Annotated in this window: 12 protein-coding genes; 7 read left to right on the top strand and 5 right to left on the bottom strand. The window is 66.7% G+C overall.

Going from position 1 to position 18,116, the window contains the following annotated elements; translation table 11 throughout:
• The first annotated feature begins 180 nt into the window (after positions 1 to 180).
• The 5 genes from C8E00_RS00395 to C8E00_RS00375 all read left to right on the top strand — a co-directional run bounded on the left by C8E00_RS00395 (position 181) and on the right by C8E00_RS00375 (position 4,482).
• Positions 181 to 1,158: a zinc-dependent alcohol dehydrogenase gene (locus C8E00_RS00395; RefSeq protein ID WP_133693282.1), complete on the top strand. Its 978-nt coding sequence runs from the start codon at positions 181 to 183 to the stop codon at positions 1,156 to 1,158.
• A 67-nt stretch (positions 1,159 to 1,225) separates the two neighbouring features.
• Positions 1,226 to 1,624 carry a 6-pyruvoyl trahydropterin synthase family protein gene (locus C8E00_RS00390; protein WP_133693280.1) on the top strand — a complete coding sequence of 133 codons (399 nt, stop codon included), beginning with the start codon at positions 1,226 to 1,228 and terminating at the stop codon, positions 1,622 to 1,624.
• Complete coding sequence (locus C8E00_RS00385) at positions 1,621 to 2,670, top strand: glycosyltransferase family 4 protein (RefSeq protein WP_133693278.1); 1,050 nt, start codon at positions 1,621 to 1,623, stop codon at positions 2,668 to 2,670. The genes C8E00_RS00390 and C8E00_RS00385 overlap by 4 nt, the downstream gene beginning before the upstream one ends.
• Complete coding sequence (locus C8E00_RS00380) at positions 2,667 to 3,533, top strand: class I SAM-dependent methyltransferase (RefSeq protein ID WP_166638207.1); 867 nt, start codon at positions 2,667 to 2,669, stop codon at positions 3,531 to 3,533. The genes C8E00_RS00385 and C8E00_RS00380 overlap by 4 nt, the downstream gene beginning before the upstream one ends.
• Positions 3,520 to 4,482 (top strand): lysylphosphatidylglycerol synthase transmembrane domain-containing protein, encoded by a 963-nt coding sequence (locus C8E00_RS00375; RefSeq protein WP_133693275.1) that lies wholly within the window; start codon positions 3,520 to 3,522, stop codon positions 4,480 to 4,482. Before C8E00_RS00380 ends, C8E00_RS00375 begins: the two co-directional genes overlap by 14 nt.
• A 25-nt stretch (positions 4,483 to 4,507) precedes the next feature.
• Here the strand turns inward: C8E00_RS00375 and C8E00_RS00370 are convergent, their stop codons facing one another.
• A complete protein-coding gene (locus C8E00_RS00370; protein WP_133693273.1) occupies positions 4,508 to 5,353 on the bottom strand; it encodes a RibD family protein in 846 nt (281 codons plus the stop codon).
• An 83-nt stretch (positions 5,354 to 5,436) separates the two neighbouring features.
• Between C8E00_RS00370 and C8E00_RS00365 the strand changes: the two genes are divergently transcribed.
• Positions 5,437 to 6,591 carry a GTP cyclohydrolase II gene (locus C8E00_RS00365; RefSeq protein ID WP_133693271.1) on the top strand — a complete coding sequence of 385 codons (1,155 nt, stop codon included), beginning with the start codon at positions 5,437 to 5,439 and terminating at the stop codon, positions 6,589 to 6,591.
• A 13-nt stretch (positions 6,592 to 6,604) separates the two neighbouring features.
• Here C8E00_RS00365 and C8E00_RS00360 read toward each other — a convergent pair whose 3' ends face one another.
• From C8E00_RS00360 to recC, 4 genes are read right to left on the bottom strand one after another with little or no spacing between them, the layout of a single operon-like run.
• Positions 6,605 to 7,438 carry a creatininase family protein gene (locus C8E00_RS00360; protein WP_133693269.1) on the bottom strand — a complete coding sequence of 278 codons (834 nt, stop codon included), beginning with the start codon at positions 7,436 to 7,438 and terminating at the stop codon, positions 6,605 to 6,607.
• Positions 7,435 to 9,396: an exodeoxyribonuclease V subunit alpha gene (gene recD / locus C8E00_RS00355; protein WP_133693268.1), complete on the bottom strand. Its 1,962-nt coding sequence runs from the start codon at positions 9,394 to 9,396 to the stop codon at positions 7,435 to 7,437. The genes C8E00_RS00360 and recD overlap by 4 nt, the downstream gene beginning before the upstream one ends.
• Entirely contained in the window at positions 9,393 to 13,160 is a 3,768-nt protein-coding gene (gene recB, locus C8E00_RS00350; RefSeq protein ID WP_133693267.1) for an exodeoxyribonuclease V subunit beta, read from the bottom strand. Before recB ends, recD begins: the two co-directional genes overlap by 4 nt.
• Positions 13,157 to 16,777: an exodeoxyribonuclease V subunit gamma gene (recC, locus tag C8E00_RS00345; protein WP_133693266.1), complete on the bottom strand. Its 3,621-nt coding sequence runs from the start codon at positions 16,775 to 16,777 to the stop codon at positions 13,157 to 13,159. Before recC ends, recB begins: the two co-directional genes overlap by 4 nt.
• A 234-nt stretch (positions 16,778 to 17,011) precedes the next feature.
• Here recC and bioB point away from each other — a divergent pair, with 234 nt between their 5' ends.
• Positions 17,012 to 18,115, top strand: coding sequence for a biotin synthase BioB (gene bioB / locus C8E00_RS00340; RefSeq protein ID WP_208291851.1), 1,104 nt, complete (start codon positions 17,012 to 17,014; stop codon positions 18,113 to 18,115).
• The last annotated feature ends 1 nt before the right edge of the window (position 18,116 follow it).

Genomic DNA, 18,116 nt, shown 5'->3' with positions numbered 1-18,116 from the left:
GACCTTATTCTCCCAAACGTCTGCATTTAACTATGGCAGAGGATCAATGAACGGTGCGCTTTTCACTGCGCTGATAGCACGCGATATTTGTAATAAAATGATACACAAACAATTATATGTACAATACCTGTACATGAACGATGTCATGGACGATACTCAAGATACGCAAGGAGGTGTGCCATGCACGCAGCGAACTCACAGGCTTTTTGGATACAGGCACCGGGGCGAGGCGAGATAAGAACGCAAGCCTTGCCCCGTCGCCATGCGCATGAACTGTTGATCAGGACGCGCTACAGCGCCATCAGCCGCGGCACCGAAAGCCTGGTATTCCAAGGCAAGATTCCGGACAGCGAATACACCCGTATGCGCGCCCCTTTTCAGGAAGGAGACTTTCCCGGGCCGGTCAAATATGGCTATGCCAATGTCGGCGTGGTCGAGGAGGGACCGGACGATTGGTGCGGCCGCGAGGTCTTCTGCCTCTACCCGCATCAGACACGCTACACCGTCCCCATCGAGGCCGTGGTCCCGCTCCCCGACAACCTCCCCGCCGCACGCGCGGTCCTCGCAGCCAACATGGAAACCGCCGTCAACGCTTTGTGGGACGCCGCACCACGCGTCGGCGATCGGATCAGCGTCGTCGGTGCCGGCGTCGTCGGCAGTCTGGTCGCCTGGTTATGCCAACAAACGGCCGGCGTGCGCGTGCAGTTGCTCGACCTCGATACCCGAAAAGCCGAACTCGCCGCCGCACTAGGCTTGCCCTTTCGGCACCCGCACGATGCCGAGGACGAACAGGACATCGTGATCAATGCCAGCGGCAACCCTCACGGTTTGCGAAACGCCTTGGCACTGGCCGGCTACGAAGCGGAGATCATCGAACTGAGCTGGTTCGGACGCGACGAGGTCACATTGCCTCTCGGCGAGGCCTTTCACTCGCGGCGGCTGACGCTGCGTGCCAGCCAGGTCGGCGGTGTCTCGCCGGCAAGACGCGCGCGACGCAGCCATGCGCAGCGTCTACAACTGGCCCTGACGCTACTGCGCGACGCGCGGCTCGACGCCTTGATCGACGGCGAAAGCGACTTCCTTGATCTACCCACCGTCCTGGCACGACTGAGCGACACGGATCGCCCGGCACTCTGTCATCGCATACGCTATTCGTGACGCTGCCGTCACCCGGCGGCGCCCATGCCACACGCATAACATGTCACACGCAAAAGGAGTCACACGGATGTTCAGTCTGACGGTTAGAGACCATTTCATGATCGCGCATAGCTTCAATGGCGAGATCTTCGGCCCTGCACAGCGCTTGCACGGCGCTACCTATGTGGTCGATGTCGCCTTCAAGCGCCCTGAACTCGATCACGACGACCTCATCGTCGATATCGGCCTGGCCAGCCAGACACTGTCCCGCGTTCTGAGCGAACTCAATTTCAACAACCTCGACGACGTGCCCGAATTCCAGGGGCGTAACACCACCACCGAGTTCATGGCCAAGGTGGTTTTCGAGCGGCTCGCCCACGCGATCCGCCAAGGCGAGCTCGGCGAGACGGGGCATGGCCTGACGGCGCTCGACGTCACGCTGCATGAGTCGCATATCGCCTGGGCGAAGTACGAAGGTGCGCTATGAGTCATCCGGTCACCCTGATCGTCGCCGGTGATCCCGCGCAATTGACCGGTGGCTATGTCTACGATGCGCGCGTCGTCTCGGCCCTCCGCGAACACGGTTGGCCCGTGGAGGTCATCGGTCTCGAGGGACGTTTTCCCGAACCCGACATGACGGCGAGACAGGCACTTGAAAACGCCTTGGCGGCGCAGCCCGCGGGTGCTCATGTCATCCTCGACGGACTCGCGATGGGCGGCTTGCCCGACGTGCTGGAAGCCCATGCCCAGCGATTGACGCTCACTGCCCTGGTTCACCATCCGCTCGCCGATGAAACCGGCCTCGGCGATGCCGAACGCCAGCGCTTCACGATCAGCGAAACCCGGGCGCTGTCGGCGGTACGCGACGTCATCGTCACCAGCCCCTTCACCGCTCGGCGTTTGGCGGATTTCCAGGTAACTGCGGAGCGCTTGCAGGTGGTCGAACCCGGCGTGATGCGCGCCTCACCGGCACGTGGCAACGCTGAGGTGCCACGCCTGCTGTGCGTGGCCACGGTCACGCCGCGCAAGGGGCATGATGTGCTCGTCGAGGCGCTGGCCACGCTGACCGATCTGCCCTGGACATGCGACTGCATCGGCGGCCTGGAGCGTGCACCGGCGCATGTATCGCACGTCCAGTCACGTATCGCCGCCCACGGGCTCGAAGCACGTATCCACTTGCTCGGCGAGCGACCCGCCGATGCCTTGGACGAGGCCTACCACGACAGCGACATCTTCGTACTGCCCTCGCATTACGAAGGCTATGGCATGGTCGTCAGCGAGGCCCTGGCGCATGCCCTGCCCGTGGTCACTACCAACGGCGGCGCGCTCGCCCATACCCTGCCCGATGATGCCGGCCTCAAGGTGCCCCCCGGCGATGCCGCTGCACTCGCCGCTGCCCTGCGCGAGATGCTCGATGACTCGCATGAACGTCGCAGATGGCGCGACGGCGCCGAGCGCGCACGCGCCTCGCTGCGCGACTGGTCGCAGGTCGGCGCGGCCTTCGCCGCCGCCTTGCAGCGAGGTGCCGCATGAACGCCGCCGGTTCGTTCAGCGACGCCTGGCTGACGCGACGCGAGCAGGCCGACCACGACGCCCGCGCCACGGCGCCCTTGCAAGCCGCCATTGACTGGCTTGCCCCGGGCGGAGATCGTGCCCCCTGGCAACTACTCGATCTCGGCTGCGGTAGCGGCGCCAATGTCCGTTATCTCGCACCACGCTTGCCCGGTCTCCAGCACTGGCACCTGGTCGATCATGACGATGCTTTGCTCAGCCATGCCGTAGGACGCTGTCAGCCCTTGCGCGATCCCACGAGCATGCCCATCCAGGTGACCACGTATCAACACGACCTGCATGCGCTCGAGAGCTCATGGTTGGCCGATATCGATCTCGTCACTGCCTCGGCACTGTGCGACCTGGTCAGCGCCGCCTGGGTCGAGACCCTGGCCGACGCCTGCACGGCTCACCGCGCCGCGGCACTGATCACGCTCAGCGTGGACGGCAACATTCGTTTCCAGGCCGATGATGTAGTGGTCAATGATGCCGAAGATGTCTGGCTCTTCGAGATCCTTGCCGCGCATCAGCGCCGCGACAAGGGCTTCGGCCCCGCGTTGGGCACCACGGCCCCCCAGGCATTGATCGATGCCTTCACCGTCAGGGGATTTCACCTCAGCGATGCTGAAAGCCCCTGGCGCCTGACGCCGGCTCAGCGTCCCCTGGCGCTGAGCCTTATCGATGGCTGGGCCGGCGCCGCGCGCGAACAAGCGCCGCAAGCACGCCGGCGCATCGACCGTTGGTGGCACCGTCGTCGCAAAGCGCTGGACCAGGGCCACGTCGATCTGTACGTCGGGCACCGCGACGTGTTCGCCGCACCGGAGCCGGACCATGACCCGCGCTAACGTCATGCTGCTGCGCCTGGGCGTCAGCCTGGTACTGATCGGGGGGCTTGCCTGGCACCTCGACGCACGGGCGTTGCGGGACGCTATCGTCGCCCCCGCACCGGGCTGGCTGTTGCTGGCATTGGCCCTCAGCGTGCCTCAAGTGGTGCTCTCCGCCTGGCGCTGGCGGCTGACCGCCCAGCGCATGGGCCTAGTCCTACCGTTGCGGCGCGCCGTGGCGGAATACTACGCGGCTACCTTTCTCAATCAGGTACTGCCGGGTGGGGTGATGGGCGACGCCTCGCGCGCCTGGCGCCATGCCCGGTCGAGCAGCGACCGGCCACGGGCATGGCGCGCCGTCATCATCGAACGCCTCTCCGGCCAACTGATGCTGGCAATGATTGCCATCGCGGCGTTACTGGCCTCGCCGGCCCTGCGCGACAGCGTATTCGATGGCCTGGTCCATCTGGTCAATGCACCCACTGCACTGACGGCGGGCATCCTCCTGCTGGGCGGACTCGGGATCTGGTGTCATCGCCGCCCGCCGGCCTGGCTGCGTAACACGCTGGACGATCTCGGCGCCGCCCTGGTGGCCTCTCGCATGTGGTTCTGGCAATGCCTGAGTTCCCTGGGGGTGGTGGCTAGTTACATCACCGTCTATGCCATCGCCGCCCGAGCCATCGAGGCGGATATCGCCCTGGACACCCTGTTACCCCTGATCCCACCGGTCCTGATGGTCATGGCGATTCCGCTGTCCGTCGCCGGGTGGGGACTGCGCGAAAGCGCCGCGGCGCTGGTGTGGATGGGCGCCGGACTCGATCCCGCCCAAGGCGTGGCGATCTCGCTGGTGTATGGCGCGATCGTGTTGACCTCGAGCCTGCCGGGCGCTTGGCTAGCGTGTCGCCGGCGTCCACCGCACCGAGGCCGCGATACCCCACCCCCAGGCGCCCCGCTGACGAGCGAAAGCTGAGGAGGCCGCTATGCATGATGATGCATTACACCGCGTGACCGGAACGCAGCGTCAGATCGAACAGCGTGTCATCGCCCATCGCAAAGGTGCGACATGGCGGCCGCAGCGCGGCGTCGAGCGTCTCGATCTCGGCCAGGCTTATCGCCGGGCGCCCCGAACCGATCAACAGCGGCGCCACCACCACATGCAAGCGATCGAGCTGGCCATCCGCCAGAAAGCGCGACACGGTCTGTCCGCCGCCCTCGACAAGTACGCGACGCAGGCCCCGCGCCGCCAGGGTCTCGAGCAGTGCCGACGGTGTCAGGTCGACCGCCCCGGCGGGCGTCAGCGATTCGACATGGGCGCCCAGAGCAGCGCGTGGCAAGGGATGTCGGGTGATATGCAATGTCGGGGCGTCGCCGCGCTGGAGTACGCCGCTGGTGGCGGGCACGCGGCCGTTGGGATCCAGGATCACGCGTACCGGGTTGTCTCCCGGCGCATGACGCACGGTGAGTTGCGGATCGTCGGCACAGGCCGTGCCGGCCCCTACCACCACGGCATCGACCAGCGCACGCAGGCGATGCAAATGCACGCGGCTCGCCTCGCCGGTGACATAGTGCGAGGCGCCGCTGATCGTGGCGATACGTCCATCGAGGCTTTGCCCCAGTTGCGCCATGACGAAACGCCCGGGCGTGGCGCTGATCGGCAGCAGGTGGTCGAGCAGCGCCGCCGCTTCCGGCGTGACCGTTCCCTTGGCCCGCCAGGCGCCGCCTCGCCAGACTTGCAACTGGCCGGCCAGCAGCGTCAACGCCGCGTGGGCGCTCCAATCCTGGTAACGGGCCTGGCGAATACCTTGCCAGGCCAGCGCCGCCTCGAGTGTCGCAGAGCTCATACGGTCTCCCGTGCCGGGGGCCAAAGAAAGTGTCATGACGCGTTATCGAAGCATTACGACGCGCAAAAACCAAGGAGAGGCTCATGAGACAGGTAGAACGTGCGATCTTCGACTTGCGCCGCAGCCTGCCGATCGTGCTGCGCACCCCACAAGACGATGTCCTTGTCCAGCCCCTGGAAGGCATCGACGACAGCGCTCTGGCGGCGCTCGCCGATATGGCCGGCCAGCCCCCCAGCCTGGTCATTACCGCGCATCGCCTCGCCCGGCTCGGCACGCTTGCCCCCGCTGACGCCGACGCAGTACGTCTCCCTCTGGACAGCCATCACCGGGCTCGCGATGTCGTCGCCTGGGCAATGGCCGCCATGGCCGAGGCCCCCAACGCCCATGCGCCCGAACCCGCGTCCTCTGCGGAGACGGCCGCATTGGGCTTGATGCGACGCGGTCTGCTGGTGCCCGCCGCGCTCAGCGCACGGGTCGATGCCAACCGGCGCGAGGCGCTGGCTGCGCTCATCGACGACGGGACCCTGCTCGCCGTGACGCTCGACGATGTACAGCGCTACGGCGAAGGCGACACGACCTCGCTCAAACGTATCAGCGAAGCCGACGTTCCCCTCGCCGATGCCGAACATGCCCGCTTCGTGCTGTTTCGTGAAAGCGATGGCCTGCGCGAGCACTTGGCAGTACTCGTCGGCGACGCCGCCGACTGGGCGGATGCCGTGCCGGTGCGCCTGCATTCGGCCTGCCTGACGGGCGATCTGTTCGCTAGCCTGCGCTGCGATTGCGGCGAACAATTGCGCACCAGCGTGGCGGCCATTAGTGAACGTGGCGGCGGCATATTGTTGTATCTCGCCCAGGAAGGACGCGGCATCGGGCTGGCCAACAAGCTGCGCGCCTATGGGCTACAGGATGCCGGGCTGGATACCGTCGATGCCGATCAGGTACTGGGGTTCGGCGAGGACGAGCGGCAGTATCGAGCAGCGTTGCAGATGCTGTCCGAGCTCGACGTCACACGCATCGCGCTGTTGACCAACAATCCCGAGAAGATCGCCGCCATGAGCCTCGGCGGCATCGACGTGGTGGGACGCGAAGCCTGCTACGGTCAGCTCAACGAGCACAATCGACGCTACCTGAGCGCCAAGGCCGAACGCGCCGGACACTGGCTGGAGGACCTGCTCGACAGCCCCGATGCCAGCGACAGGCGTGCCCCGCGCCGCGATACATCGGGCTCGCTCGAATGAGGTGACGCACCGCTCACTGCGGCAAACGTTCGCGCAGTTGGGCCAGATCGAAGCAATGGGCTTCCTCGATCACGCGCGCCAGACGCGCGGCGAAATGCGCGACCAGCCGTTCTCCCAGGGCCGGCGTGGCCAGGGTGGCGTTGCCCACCACGCCGCTGGGATGCAGATCCTGCGCCATCCAGGCGAAGCCGGCATCGCTCTCGGGAAGCAGCGTGCGTCCGGCACGCTCCTGGTGAGCCCCTAACGAGACGGCCTCGCCGAGTTCGGCCTGGCGTACCTTGTGCGGCGCCAGATGCATCATCATGGCGGTTTCCAGCGCGCCGCCATGCAGCCCATGGCGCAATTCCTCGGCAGGCAACGCGTCGTCGGGCGGTGCGAAGCGAAAGTAATTCGCCTTGACCACCAGCAGGCCATGGCGCTCGCGTAACTTGAGTGCCGCCAGGTCGACCACCGCCTTGTTGCCGCCATGGCTATTGAACAGCACCAGGCGACGGATCCCCGCACGCGCCACGCTGGCGCCGATATCCACCAACTGCGCGATGGCGGTCTCCGGCGTCAGGCTCAAGGTACCGGCAAAGTCGCCATGCTCGAGGCTCGATCCCACCGTTACCGTGGGCAGTATCAGCAAATCCCGCGACACCGCGACACGTTCACGCATCGCCGCGACCAGGCCCTCGGCGATATCCACGTCGGTGGAAAGCGGCAGGTGCGCGCCATGCTGTTCGATGGCCCCCAGCGGCAACAACGCCACGCTCTCAGAGTTTACGCGCCGGGCCAGCTCGGGGCTGCTCAGCGATGCCCAGTCGCTGCCACCGATCGCGGTATTGTCAGGCGCTGCAGCGCTCATGATCTCTCCTCCTGTTCCAATGCCGCCACCCAGTCGGCGAAGCCGCTGTCACGCACCACGCGTCGATGCAGCGCACTGTCCATGACCCGCGTGTCGCCGCCGGCCAGCGTCAACTGGCGCTTGGCACGAGTGATGCCGGTATACACCAGTTCGCGGGTCAAGATTGGGGTGGCGTGCTCGGGCAACACGAACAGCACATGGGCGAACTCGGAGCCCTGCGATTTATGCACCGTCATCGCGAACACCGTCTCGCAGGCCTCGAGTCGCGATGGCAACACCGCCCGCACGCCATCAGAAGTCGCGAAGAACACCCGCAGACGCTGCTGCGCCTCGGGGGCGGGCAAGACGATACCGATGTCACCGTTATACACCCCCAGTTGCGGGTCATTGCGCGTCACCATCACCGGGCGCCCGGCGTACCAACCCTGATGATCGTCGATGCAGCCTTCCCGCCACAGGCGTGTGGCGATACCTGCGTTGAGCCCTTCGACGCCCCAGGGACCCCGCTTGAGCGCGCACAGCACCTGAAAGTCCCCTAGCCGTTCCAGCACCTCCGTCGCCGTAGCGCCTGCCGCGATACGCCGGTAGAGCGCGCGATAGCCGGCCACCGCGGCACGCTCGATGGCCGCCTGGTCACGCGACGCCGCCAGCCAGTCGATATCCGCATACCCCGCATCCCATGCACGCCGAAACGCCGCGACATCGCCGGCATTGGTCGCCGCCGCCAGAGCGCCGATGCCGCTATGCGCATCGAAGCGGTAGCTCTTGCGCAGCATGACCACGTGGTCGGCCAGCGGCGAGCATACCGCATCGGGTGTCATCGAGATCCCTGCGAGCCGCTCGAGCACCTCACAGGCAGGCGGCGAATAGCCCTGGTGCAGGGCATTGGCGCAGAGATCGCCAAGCACCGAGCCGGCTTCCACCGACGCGAGCTGATCCTTGTCGCCGAGCAGAATCAGGCGCGCCTCGGCCGGCATGGCCTCGAGCAGCGCGGCCATCAGCTCCAGATCCACCATCGAGGCTTCGTCCACCACCAGCAGGTCGAGGCTCAGCGGATGCCCGGCGTGATGGCGAAAACGGCGCGTATCCGGCCGCGCACCCAGCAGACGATGCAGCGTCAACGCCTCGCGTGGCAAGGCCGCCTGGACGTCATCGCCGACGTCGAGATCCTTCACCGCCCCGGCGATCGACGCGGACAAGCGCGCCGCCGCCTTGCCGGTGGGCGCGGCCAGCTGGATACGCAGCCCCTGGGCCGACGACGACAGCGCCTGCGTCTGAAGCAATGCCAACAACCGTGTCACGGTCGTGGTCTTGCCGGTGCCGGGGCCGCCGGAGATGATCGTCAGCCGATTGCGTAGCGCCAGCGTGCACGCCACCTTCTGCCAATCCGGCGTGTCGTCGTGCGTAGCGTTCGTGGCAAACAGCCGCGCCAGAGGCTCGGCCAGCGACGCCTCGACCGGCAAGGGGCGCCCCAGACGCTCGCCGAGATGCGCCGCCACCGACCGCTCGGCAGACCAGTAGCGGCGTAGATACAACCGTTCACCCGCCAGCACCAGCGGTGTGGTGCCCGGCCCGGGCGGCGCCACCAGCGGCGACTCGGCCAGCCGCGCGGCCCAGGCGGCACTATCCAGCCCTTGCAGGAAGTCCTCGGGAAGCGGCACCTCGGCCTGTGGTGCGCTTTCTTCCAGGGGGGGCAGCGAGAGGACGTCGCGTGGCGCCGCCAAGGCACGCGACAGCGCCAGGCAGACATGGCCTCGTCCCAGTTGATGGCTGGCGAGCGCCGCCGCCAGCAGGACCTCGGCCGGCGCCTGGGCGTCGTGCTCGGCGAGAAAGCGCACGAAGTGAGCATCCAAGGCGCGCAGCCAGCCCAGCGCCTCCCACCACGCCAGACTCTCTAACACCCGTTCGCGCGAAGACGGCGTCGCCTCCAGGGTCAAGGAATATTGCGCGTCGCTCATGCATTCTCTCCCGGGGCAGTCTCAGGCGCGGCGACGCCGTATTCGCGACGCAGCGCCTCCACGGGCGCCGCGTCGCCGGCCAGCCAGGCATCCAGGGCCTCGATCAAGCGCCGCTCGGGACGCCGCTGAAAGACACCATGGCCAGGCGTGCCATCGACGCCGCGCAGAAACATGTAACAGGCCCCGCCCATGTGAGTATCGTAATCGTAATCCTCGAGACGCGCCGTCAGCAGACGGTGCAATGCCAGCACGTACAACACGTACTGCAGATCGTAGCGATGCGCGACCATGGCCTCGGCAAGCACCTCGGGGCGATAGTCGGTGAGGGCATCGCCCAGATGATTGGACTTCCAGTCGAGAACATACCAGCGACCATCCTCGGCCTCGAACACCAGGTCGATGAAGCCCTTGAGCATGCCGTTGAGCTTGCGCGGCGCCAGCCGGGGGCGCGGCGTCGGCAAGGGCTCCAAGGCGCAGACCAGCGCATCCAGCGGCGTACTCCAGGCCGCCTCGGCAGGCAACCAGAACTCCAGCTCGGCGCGCCAGGCGGTCAGTGCATCGAGGCGGATCATCGCGCCCTGGTGACCGGCGAACGGCATCGGCAACGCCTGGCATAACCACTCGCGCAACACTGGCGCCCACTCGGCGTCGAAGCCACCGAGATGCAGGCGCGTGCTGACCAGATGCTGCACTTCATCACCATAAGTCGGTTCGCTCAGGCGATCGAAGTCCACCGCTTCCAGCAAGCCATGCAGGAAGGTCCCCGGACGCGGGCCGCGCGGAAAATCGCGCAGCGTGCGTGCGGCGGGACGCGGCACCGGATCGCGCTCGCGGCTGACCTCGACATCCAGCGTCGCCGGGGCATCCCAGGGTAGCGCCTGTGCGCCCGTGCCGGCCTCGAGACGCGCGTCGACGATCAACGCCGAATACGACGCGATCCACCAGTCGTCGTCGATGCCCCCCGTAAAACGTCTTGCCGGGGCCATCTCCGGGGCAGTGTCGCCAAGCCGCAGGCGATGCGTGGGCGGCGTCGGGCACCCCTCGACGTGCAGCGCCGCCGCCAAGCGTTCGTGCAGCGAATGCCCGTCATCATCGGCCTGGCAGCCCAGCAGTCGACCCAACGCCGTGTCGTGCAGGCAGTGCGACGCGCCACGTCCATGACCGAGTTGTGCGACGCCCAGGCGACAGGCATGTGCGGCCCGCGTGAGGGCGACATAGAGCAGACGTACATCTTCGTCCAGCCGCGCCTGCTCGGCGGCCGCCAGTTGCGTGTCATCGGCACCGTGCACCCAGATCCGTCCCTGTTGCGGATCGCGCCATTCGAGCAGGCCGGTACTGCGATCCGGCGCCGCCGGTCGATAGTCGCAGACGAACGGCAACAACACGATGGGATACTCGAGGCCCTTGGCCTTGTGGATGGTGATGACCTTGACCAGATCCTCATCGCTTTCCAGGCGTTGGCTGACGGCCTCGGCATCGAGCTCTGCCGCCCCTTCGATCAGCGCGCGATGCCACCAGCGCAATAGCGCATGCTCGCCGTCGAGCCGCGCCGACACCGTCTGCGCCAGCTCGCCCAGATGCAACAGGTCGGTCAGCGCACGCTCGCCATCGTCGCGTTGCCCCAGGCGCTCGGCGACTCGGAAGTCACGCATCACCGCGCGCAGCATGGGCAGCACGCCGCGCCGCTGCCACTGGCGATGGTAATCGGCGAACCGCTCGACTTCGCGCTCCCATGCCAGCTCATCGGCGAGTAGCGCTTCCAACGTCGCCGGCGTATCGCACAACAGGCGCGTCGCCAGCGCCGCCTTGAGGCGTGCGTCCTGGCGCGGTTGCGCCACCGCCTCGAACAACTGCAACAGCTCGAAGGCCAACGGGGTATCGAAGACGCTGGTCCGCTCACTGAGATAGACGCTGCGGATGCCGCCCTCGGCCAGCGCACGACGCACCGCCAGCGCTTCGGTGCCCTTGCGTACCAGGATCGCGATGTCCGCGGGGCGTACCGGACGCCGCGCGCCACTGTCATCCACGAAACAGCCACCGCCCTCGAGCAGGCGCTGCGTCTCGGCACGCGCGGCGCTTGCCATGCACGTCTGGTACTCCGCCTTGGTATGGCGTTCCGCATCCGGCCACCAGGCGCCGAGCGCCGCCATGTCGTGGCCATCGGCATCCACCAGACGCGTCGACTTGCCTTGGGCCTCGACCTCGACGAAGGGGATCTCGTCGCTGCCGAAGGGTTCGGGATGGCGCGCGAACAGCGTATTGACCGCCTTGACCATGGCCTGGCTGGAGCGAAAATTGCGCGCCAGCGTGAAGCGACTCGGCGTTTCGCGCCGCGCCGCCAGATAAGTGTCGATGTCAGCGCCGCGAAAGGCGTAGATCGCTTGCTTGGGATCGCCGATCATCAGCAAGGTGGTCGTGACCTCCACCTCGGACGCACGGTAGATGCGCGAGAAGATACGATATTGCAGCGGGTCGGTGTCCTGAAACTCGTCGATCAGCGCTACCGGCAATGCCCGGCGAATGCGCCCCGCGAGACGCAAGGCCGCTTCGGGGGCCGCGTCGGGGTCGAGCGCGGCGTCCAGGTCGCAGAGCAGGTCGCCGAATTCCCATGCCCCCTGGCGACGCTTCTCGGCGGCGAACATCGCCGCCACTGTATCGCGGGCGTGGGCCAGTACGCGCGGCGCCAACTGATCGAAGGGCGTGGCGGCCTCGGCCAGCTCGTCGAGCAGCGCGAAAAACGCATGCGTGGGCGTGTCGTGGCCCTTCTTGGTGGCCCCCTCGAGCTTGGCCTGACTCAACCAGAAACGGCCCTGGCTGTCGGTCGTATCGTCATCGCCATTCGCCTCGAGTGTCGTCAACCACTGCTCGAATGCCGCCAGCCGCGTGTCGAGTTCGTCCGGCTTGTAACTGCGCTTATTGAGAGCGCCGCGCTCGAAGGCCCCCTGCAAACAGGTCGCGATGGCGTCACGATCCCACATCTGGCGCAGCCGGGCTTCCAGTTCACTGCGGGCGGCCAGCGAGCGCTCGGCACTCTCTAACAGCGCATTCAACGACGCGGGCGCCTGAATATACTCGCCGTCCCACCACAGCGGCTGAGCCCGACCGTCCTTGAGTAGCGGCGCCAAGGCACGGCTCAACGCCTCAGGTCCCTCCCAGCGACGACGGATTTCGCGCTGCCAGTGCGCAGCGAGTGGATAGAAATGGCAGCGCCAGTAATCCTCCACGACGCGCGTCAACAAGGCCGAGCCATCCTGCAGCAACTCGGCGCCGAAACGTGCGCCGGCATCGAAGGCGTGGCGCGTCAGCATGCGCTGGCAGAAACCATGAATGGTAAAGATCGCGGCCTCGTCCATCAGTCGCGCGGCCTGATCCAGGCGCTTGGCGGCACCGGCCAAGGCATCGTCACCGGCCTCGACCAAGGGCTCCAGCAGCGCCGCGAGGACCTTGTCGTCACGCGTCTCTGGCGGCGCCAGCAACCAGTCGCGGGCATCCTTGAGACGCGCACGAATGCGCCCGCGCAACTCGGCGGTAGCGGCTTCGGTAAAGGTCACCACGAGAATTTCCGGCGGCAACAGCGGGCGCGGAAAATCGTGTTCTTCGCGCCCGGGCAACGGACCGAGCACCAGACGCACATAGAGTGCCGCCAGGGTGAAGGTCTTGCCGGTGCCCGCACTGGCCTCGATCAGGTGATGACCGGTCAGTGGCAGAGTCTCGAGCACCAAGGGCTCGACGGCCGGTGCGGTGGCATGACCAGGCAACGTCATGAACGACCTCCGTGTACCCGTTGGGTGATCCGCGCCAGCATGTCCATGAGCGGCGCATACTGGGTGAGCGAGGCGGCGATGCCGCCCGCTGCCTCGAAGGTGGCGAAATCGGGCCACAGCTGGCCCAGGGCGCCGTCACTGGCACGCAACGCCGACGGCCCGGCGAAGGCATCGGTTTCATAACGCGCGATGAGCGCCTCACGCAGGCCAGCATCGGGCATATCACCTGCCGCCAACGGCGCCCAATCGGCACGCGGCACACGTTTCCAGACCTCCTTGGCGATCTCATCGATGGCCGGCCATGGCGCCCGATAGGCACGCGCCCAGGCCGCCAGCAGGCCGTCGAGCTCGCCTGCGGCGCTGGCCTTGTCCAGTCCCGGGAGGAGCAGACAGCGATCCTCGAAGATCGCCGTCCAGGCACACGCTGCCTCCAACGTGGCATTGGCCAGCAGCCAGCGCAGATAACCGGCATACAACCGATGCAACTTGCCGACGTGGCGATAAGGGCCTTCGCCCTCGACCTTGAGATGCCCGTAGTGCCCCGGCTCCAGCGTCACCAGCCGCCAGGGCGCCGTGGCCTCTGCGGGCGCGGCGAAAAGTCCGTCGAGACGCGCTTCGAGCGTCAGTGCCTTGTCATGACCATCGCCATGACGCACCAGCGGCGGCGGCGACGCAACGCATTCGGCCACCTCGCGGCGCCAGCTTTCCACCTGTCGCGACAGGCGCGCCAGCCGCGGTTCGATCAAGGCCTCGCCGAAACCGGCCGTCGGCAAGCGCCCGGCCATGCGCAACCGCTCGGCGACGGCGGTGAGCGGCACGCCCTCGCGCGCACCGTCGAGCAGCTCGCGCTTGAGATCGTGATCTTCCAGGCCGTCCGGAACGAACGGCTCGTTGTCCTCATCGGGCACATGGGCCTCGGCAAAATGCACGCCCAGGCGCCCGAGATAAACTGTCCAGGGGCGACGCAGCACGCGTTGTAGATCAGCCAACCCAAGCGGTTCACTGGGCAACTCGACCGCCGTGGCGGCATTGAGAGGTGCGGCGTCATCGCGCTCGGATGGCATATACAGCGCCTCCCAGCTCGACTCATAGGTGAAGCGCGGGTCGTCGCGTTCGAAGTAGCGTCGCGAGAACGGCTGCAACGGGTGCGTCTCGATCAGGCGTTGCGCCAGGCGCGTGGCACGGTCGGCGGCATCAATCGCCGGCGCGTCCCAACCTTGTTCGAGGGTATCGAGCAACTCGCCGATCAGCACCGACGGGGGACGCGGGGTATTGTCGCGCACGTCGCGCCCTACCCAGGAAAGCGTCAGGCGTTCGCGCGCCGAGAGCATGGCCTCGAGCATCAAGTAACGATCGTCGTCACGCCGAGAACGATCGCCGGGACGCGGCCGCGTCGCCATCAGGTCGAAGTCCTGGGGCTGGCGCACGCGGGGGTAATCGCCGTCGTTCATGCCCAGCAGATAGACATGACGAAAGGGAATCGCGCGCATCGGCATCAAGGTGGCGAAATTCACCTTGCCGGCCAGGAAGCGCTGCGCCAGGCCGCCCTCGTCCAGTTCGGCACGCAGTGCATCACGCACCACGCCGAGCCCCACTGGCGCGTCGAAACCGGCCTGTCGACATTGCTGCGACCAGCGCCCCAGGGCCGCATCGAGGCGCGCCACGACATCATGCTCCTGCGCCGTGGTAGGACGCAGGCAGGCGGCGAACAGGGCCTGCAGACGTCCCAGCCATGCCTCGGGGGACAACCGTTCGCTCAAGGCCACGCACTGCGTTTCCAGGGTGTCGAGCAGCGCCGCCATGCGCCCCGCCAGATCAGCCTCCAGGCCGCCCACCTCGGCATACGGCACGATGCCCTGGAAATCCCAGCTCGGCGAGCGCCCCAGTGAGTCATCACTTTCGCCCCGAGAGGCGGCCGATGGCGGTTCACCCACGGCGTAACCGAGCAGCATGCGCGACAGTCCGAAGCGCCAGCTGTTCTCGCCCAGCGCCGGAAACCCGAGTGACCGACGGTGCTCGGCACTCAGCCCCCAGCGCACGCCGCTGCCGGCCAGCCATTGGCGCAACCGTTCGAGCTCGGCCTCATCGATGGCGAAGCGCGCACGAAAGGCGGGCACTTCAAGGGCATCGAGCACCTCGCTGACCGTCAGACGGCGCTCCGGCAAGTCGAGCAACAGCAAGGCCAGCACCATGAGCGGGTCCGCCTCGCTGGCTACCTGGTCGGCGATGGTGAAGGGGATGTGCCGGGGATGCGACGCTGGCAACTGGCCGAAGACCGCCTCGATGCAGGGCGCGTAGCGGTCGATCTCCGGCACCATGACCACGATGTCGCGAGGTCGCAACGGTTCGCCCGCCGCCTCGGCGTCTTCGAAAGCCGCCAACAAGCGGTCGTGCAGGATCTCCACCTCGCGCAGCGGTGAGTGAGCGCTGACCAGGGCCAAGGAGTCGTCGTCCGCGGCGATGGTTCTCGGCTCCCCTTCCTGTCGGGCCCGCTCGCCAGGATGCGCCAGCTCGAGCACGTCCTGCTGCAACTGCTGCAGCAGCGTCGGCGACTGCGCAGGGGCCATGTCACGAAAGACGTCGGTTTCCAGGTCGAAGCCGCGCGCGCTCTCGAATTCGTAAAGACCCACGATGAAATCGCGGCCTTGGGTACCCCACCCCGCCAGCAACGGGTTGGCATGCAGATGCAGGGCTTCCTCGTCGAGCTCGGCCAGCCACGGCGCCTCGGGGTGACGCGCTTCCTGCTCGTGGCGTGCTCGGGCCGATAAGCGGCCGGCGCGCTTGATGGCATCGCGGTCGGAGACGATATCGCCCCAGTAATGACGACAAGGGTTGGCGATCATCAGGAACACGTCGACCACGCCGGAAAGCGCATGCAGTGCCTCCAGCGTCTGCGCGGGCAGCGCCGAGATCCCGAACACGAAGATGCGCGGCGGCACGTCGCGAGGCCGCTCGCGCAGCCTCCGGGCGGCCTCCAGAAAGCGCCGATGCAGACGCGCGCGGTGGTGCTCGCGCGCCTGCACTGGGGCGTCCTCGATCAGCGCGCGCCACAGCGCCGGCTGCCAGCGTTGGTCGTCGGGCAGATCCACGGGCGCGTGTTCGCCGCGTTCCCAGGCCTCGATCCATTCGGGGCGGTAGATCAGGTATTGATCGAAGAGGTCGGCGAGGCGCACCGCCAGATGCCAGCGACGCCGTTCGCGTGCCTCCTCCGCGGCGCCGGGCAGGGGGCTCGCCTCGAGCGCCTCGCCCTGGAGATAGTCACGCAACGGCGCATAGCACGTCGGGTCGTCGGGAGACGTCTCGGGATCGAGGCAACGTTCCAGCAACGCCATCAACCGCCAGGCCAGGGGCGTCTTGTCGAACGGGGACTGCTCGGGGATGTCGTCCCCCAGCACCGCGCGATAGGCGCGCCACACGAAACTGGAAGGTAGCGGAAAGTCCACCGAGGCGGCGATGCCGTCGGCCTCGGCCAGGGTCAGACGCAGCCACTGCGCCATGCCGTTGGATTGCACGAGAAAGGTTTCCGGCACCAGCGGCGGTTGACGATGGCGCCGAATCACATCCAGCGCGAGCGTTCCCAGGTCCTCGAGGTGATTGGCGTGTATGACGCTGAACATGCTGGCTCCCGGCGGTCGAGGTGGCGTCCTTGCGCATCTTACATCATCGCGAGGGCCGCCCCGAGCCCGGGGCGGCCGAAAGTCAGCCGACGTTCCTCGCGGACAGCGCCTCGAGTACTGCAGCCCGGTACACAGTTAACTTTAATGCACATGATTAGTTGACATATTGGCATAGCCTCGTACCCTCTTGGTCAACTTTTAAAATCTCACAAGTTAACCAAGAGCGAGAACATCATGTCTGCTGCGTCCCGCGCCCCTGCCTGGACCGATTCGTCGTCAGCCTCTCGACCGGCGATACGCCACGACTGGTCGCTGGAGGAGATCGAAGCGCTGTTCGCGCTGCCCTTCAACGACCTGCTGTTTCGTGCTCAGCAGGTGCATCGGGCGCATTTCGATCCCAACGCCGTGCAAGTCTCGACCCTGCTGTCGATCAAGACCGGCGCCTGCCCCGAGGATTGCAAGTATTGCCCGCAATCCGGGCACTACAACACCGGTCTCGGCAAGGAAAAGTTGCTCGAGATCGAGAAGGTGGTGGAGCAGGCCAAGGCCGCCAAGGAAGCCGGCGCCAGCCGCTTCTGCATGGGCGCCGCCTGGCGCAGCCCCCGGGAACGTGACCTGGACGTCGTGCTGGAGATGGTCGGACGGGTCAAGGCGCTGGGGCTGGAGACCTGCATGACCCTGGGCATGGTCGACACGCATCAAGCGAGCCGGCTAGCCAAAGCAGGTCTGGACTACTACAACCACAATCTGGACACCTCGCCGGAGTACTATGGCGAGATCATTACCACCCGCACCTACGCCGACCGCCTGGATACCCTGGCCAACGTGCGCGAGGCTGGCATGAAGGTCTGTTCCGGCGGCATCCTGGGCATGGGCGAGGCGCCCCGCGACCGCGCCGCCCTGCTCCAGCAGCTGGTACGCCTGGACCCGCACCCCGAGTCGGTGCCGATCAACATGCTGGTCAAGGTGCCGGGCACCCCGATGGAAAACGTCGAGGACATGGACCCGCTGGAGTTCATCCGCGCCATCGCCGTGGCCCGCATCCTGATGCCCAAAAGCCACGTGCGCCTGTCCGCCGGCCGCGAGCAGATGGACGAATCCACCCAGGCCCTGGCCTTCCTGGCCGGCGCCAACTCGATCTTCTACGGCGACACCCTGCTGACCACCGGCAACCCCCAGGTGGAGCGCGACCGGGCGCTGTTCGACAAGCTCGGCCTGCACCCCGAACCCATCGCCCCGGAGACGCGCCGCGACGACGAACAGACTGAAACCGCGCTGGCCCATGCCATTCAGCGCCAGCGCGACGACGCCCTTTTCTACGACGCCGCCCGGGGCTGAG

The sequence above is a fragment of the Chromohalobacter marismortui genome (assembly GCF_004364315.1).
GTDB lineage: Bacteria > Pseudomonadota > Gammaproteobacteria > Pseudomonadales > Halomonadaceae > Chromohalobacter > Chromohalobacter marismortui.
The sequence above is the reverse complement of the archived record's forward strand: the minus strand, read 5'-3'. Positions and strand labels throughout refer to the sequence as shown.

What these genes read in the sequence shown, in the direction of transcription:
- bioB (WP_208291851.1), top strand. Translation starts at nt 17,012, where the DNA reads ATGTCTGCTGCGTCCCGCGCCCCTGCCTGGACCGATTCGTCGTCAGCC.
- C8E00_RS00365 (WP_133693271.1), top strand. Translation starts at nt 5,437, where the DNA reads ATGAGACAGGTAGAACGTGCGATCTTCGACTTGCGCCGCAGCCTGCCG.
- C8E00_RS00395 (WP_133693282.1), top strand. Translation starts at nt 181, where the DNA reads ATGCACGCAGCGAACTCACAGGCTTTTTGGATACAGGCACCGGGGCGA.
- recD (WP_133693268.1), bottom strand. Translation starts at nt 9,396, where the DNA reads ATGAGCGACGCGCAATATTCCTTGACCCTGGAGGCGACGCCGTCTTCG.
- C8E00_RS00360 (WP_133693269.1), bottom strand. Translation starts at nt 7,438, where the DNA reads ATGAGCGCTGCAGCGCCTGACAATACCGCGATCGGTGGCAGCGACTGG.
- C8E00_RS00380 (WP_166638207.1), top strand. Translation starts at nt 2,667, where the DNA reads ATGAACGCCGCCGGTTCGTTCAGCGACGCCTGGCTGACGCGACGCGAG.
- C8E00_RS00385 (WP_133693278.1), top strand. Translation starts at nt 1,621, where the DNA reads ATGAGTCATCCGGTCACCCTGATCGTCGCCGGTGATCCCGCGCAATTG.
- recB (WP_133693267.1), bottom strand. Translation starts at nt 13,160, where the DNA reads ATGACGTTGCCTGGTCATGCCACCGCACCGGCCGTCGAGCCCTTGGTG.
- C8E00_RS00375 (WP_133693275.1), top strand. Translation starts at nt 3,520, where the DNA reads ATGACCCGCGCTAACGTCATGCTGCTGCGCCTGGGCGTCAGCCTGGTA.
- C8E00_RS00370 (WP_133693273.1), bottom strand. Translation starts at nt 5,353, where the DNA reads ATGAGCTCTGCGACACTCGAGGCGGCGCTGGCCTGGCAAGGTATTCGC.
- recC (WP_133693266.1), bottom strand. Translation starts at nt 16,777, where the DNA reads ATGTTCAGCGTCATACACGCCAATCACCTCGAGGACCTGGGAACGCTC.
- C8E00_RS00390 (WP_133693280.1), top strand. Translation starts at nt 1,226, where the DNA reads ATGTTCAGTCTGACGGTTAGAGACCATTTCATGATCGCGCATAGCTTC.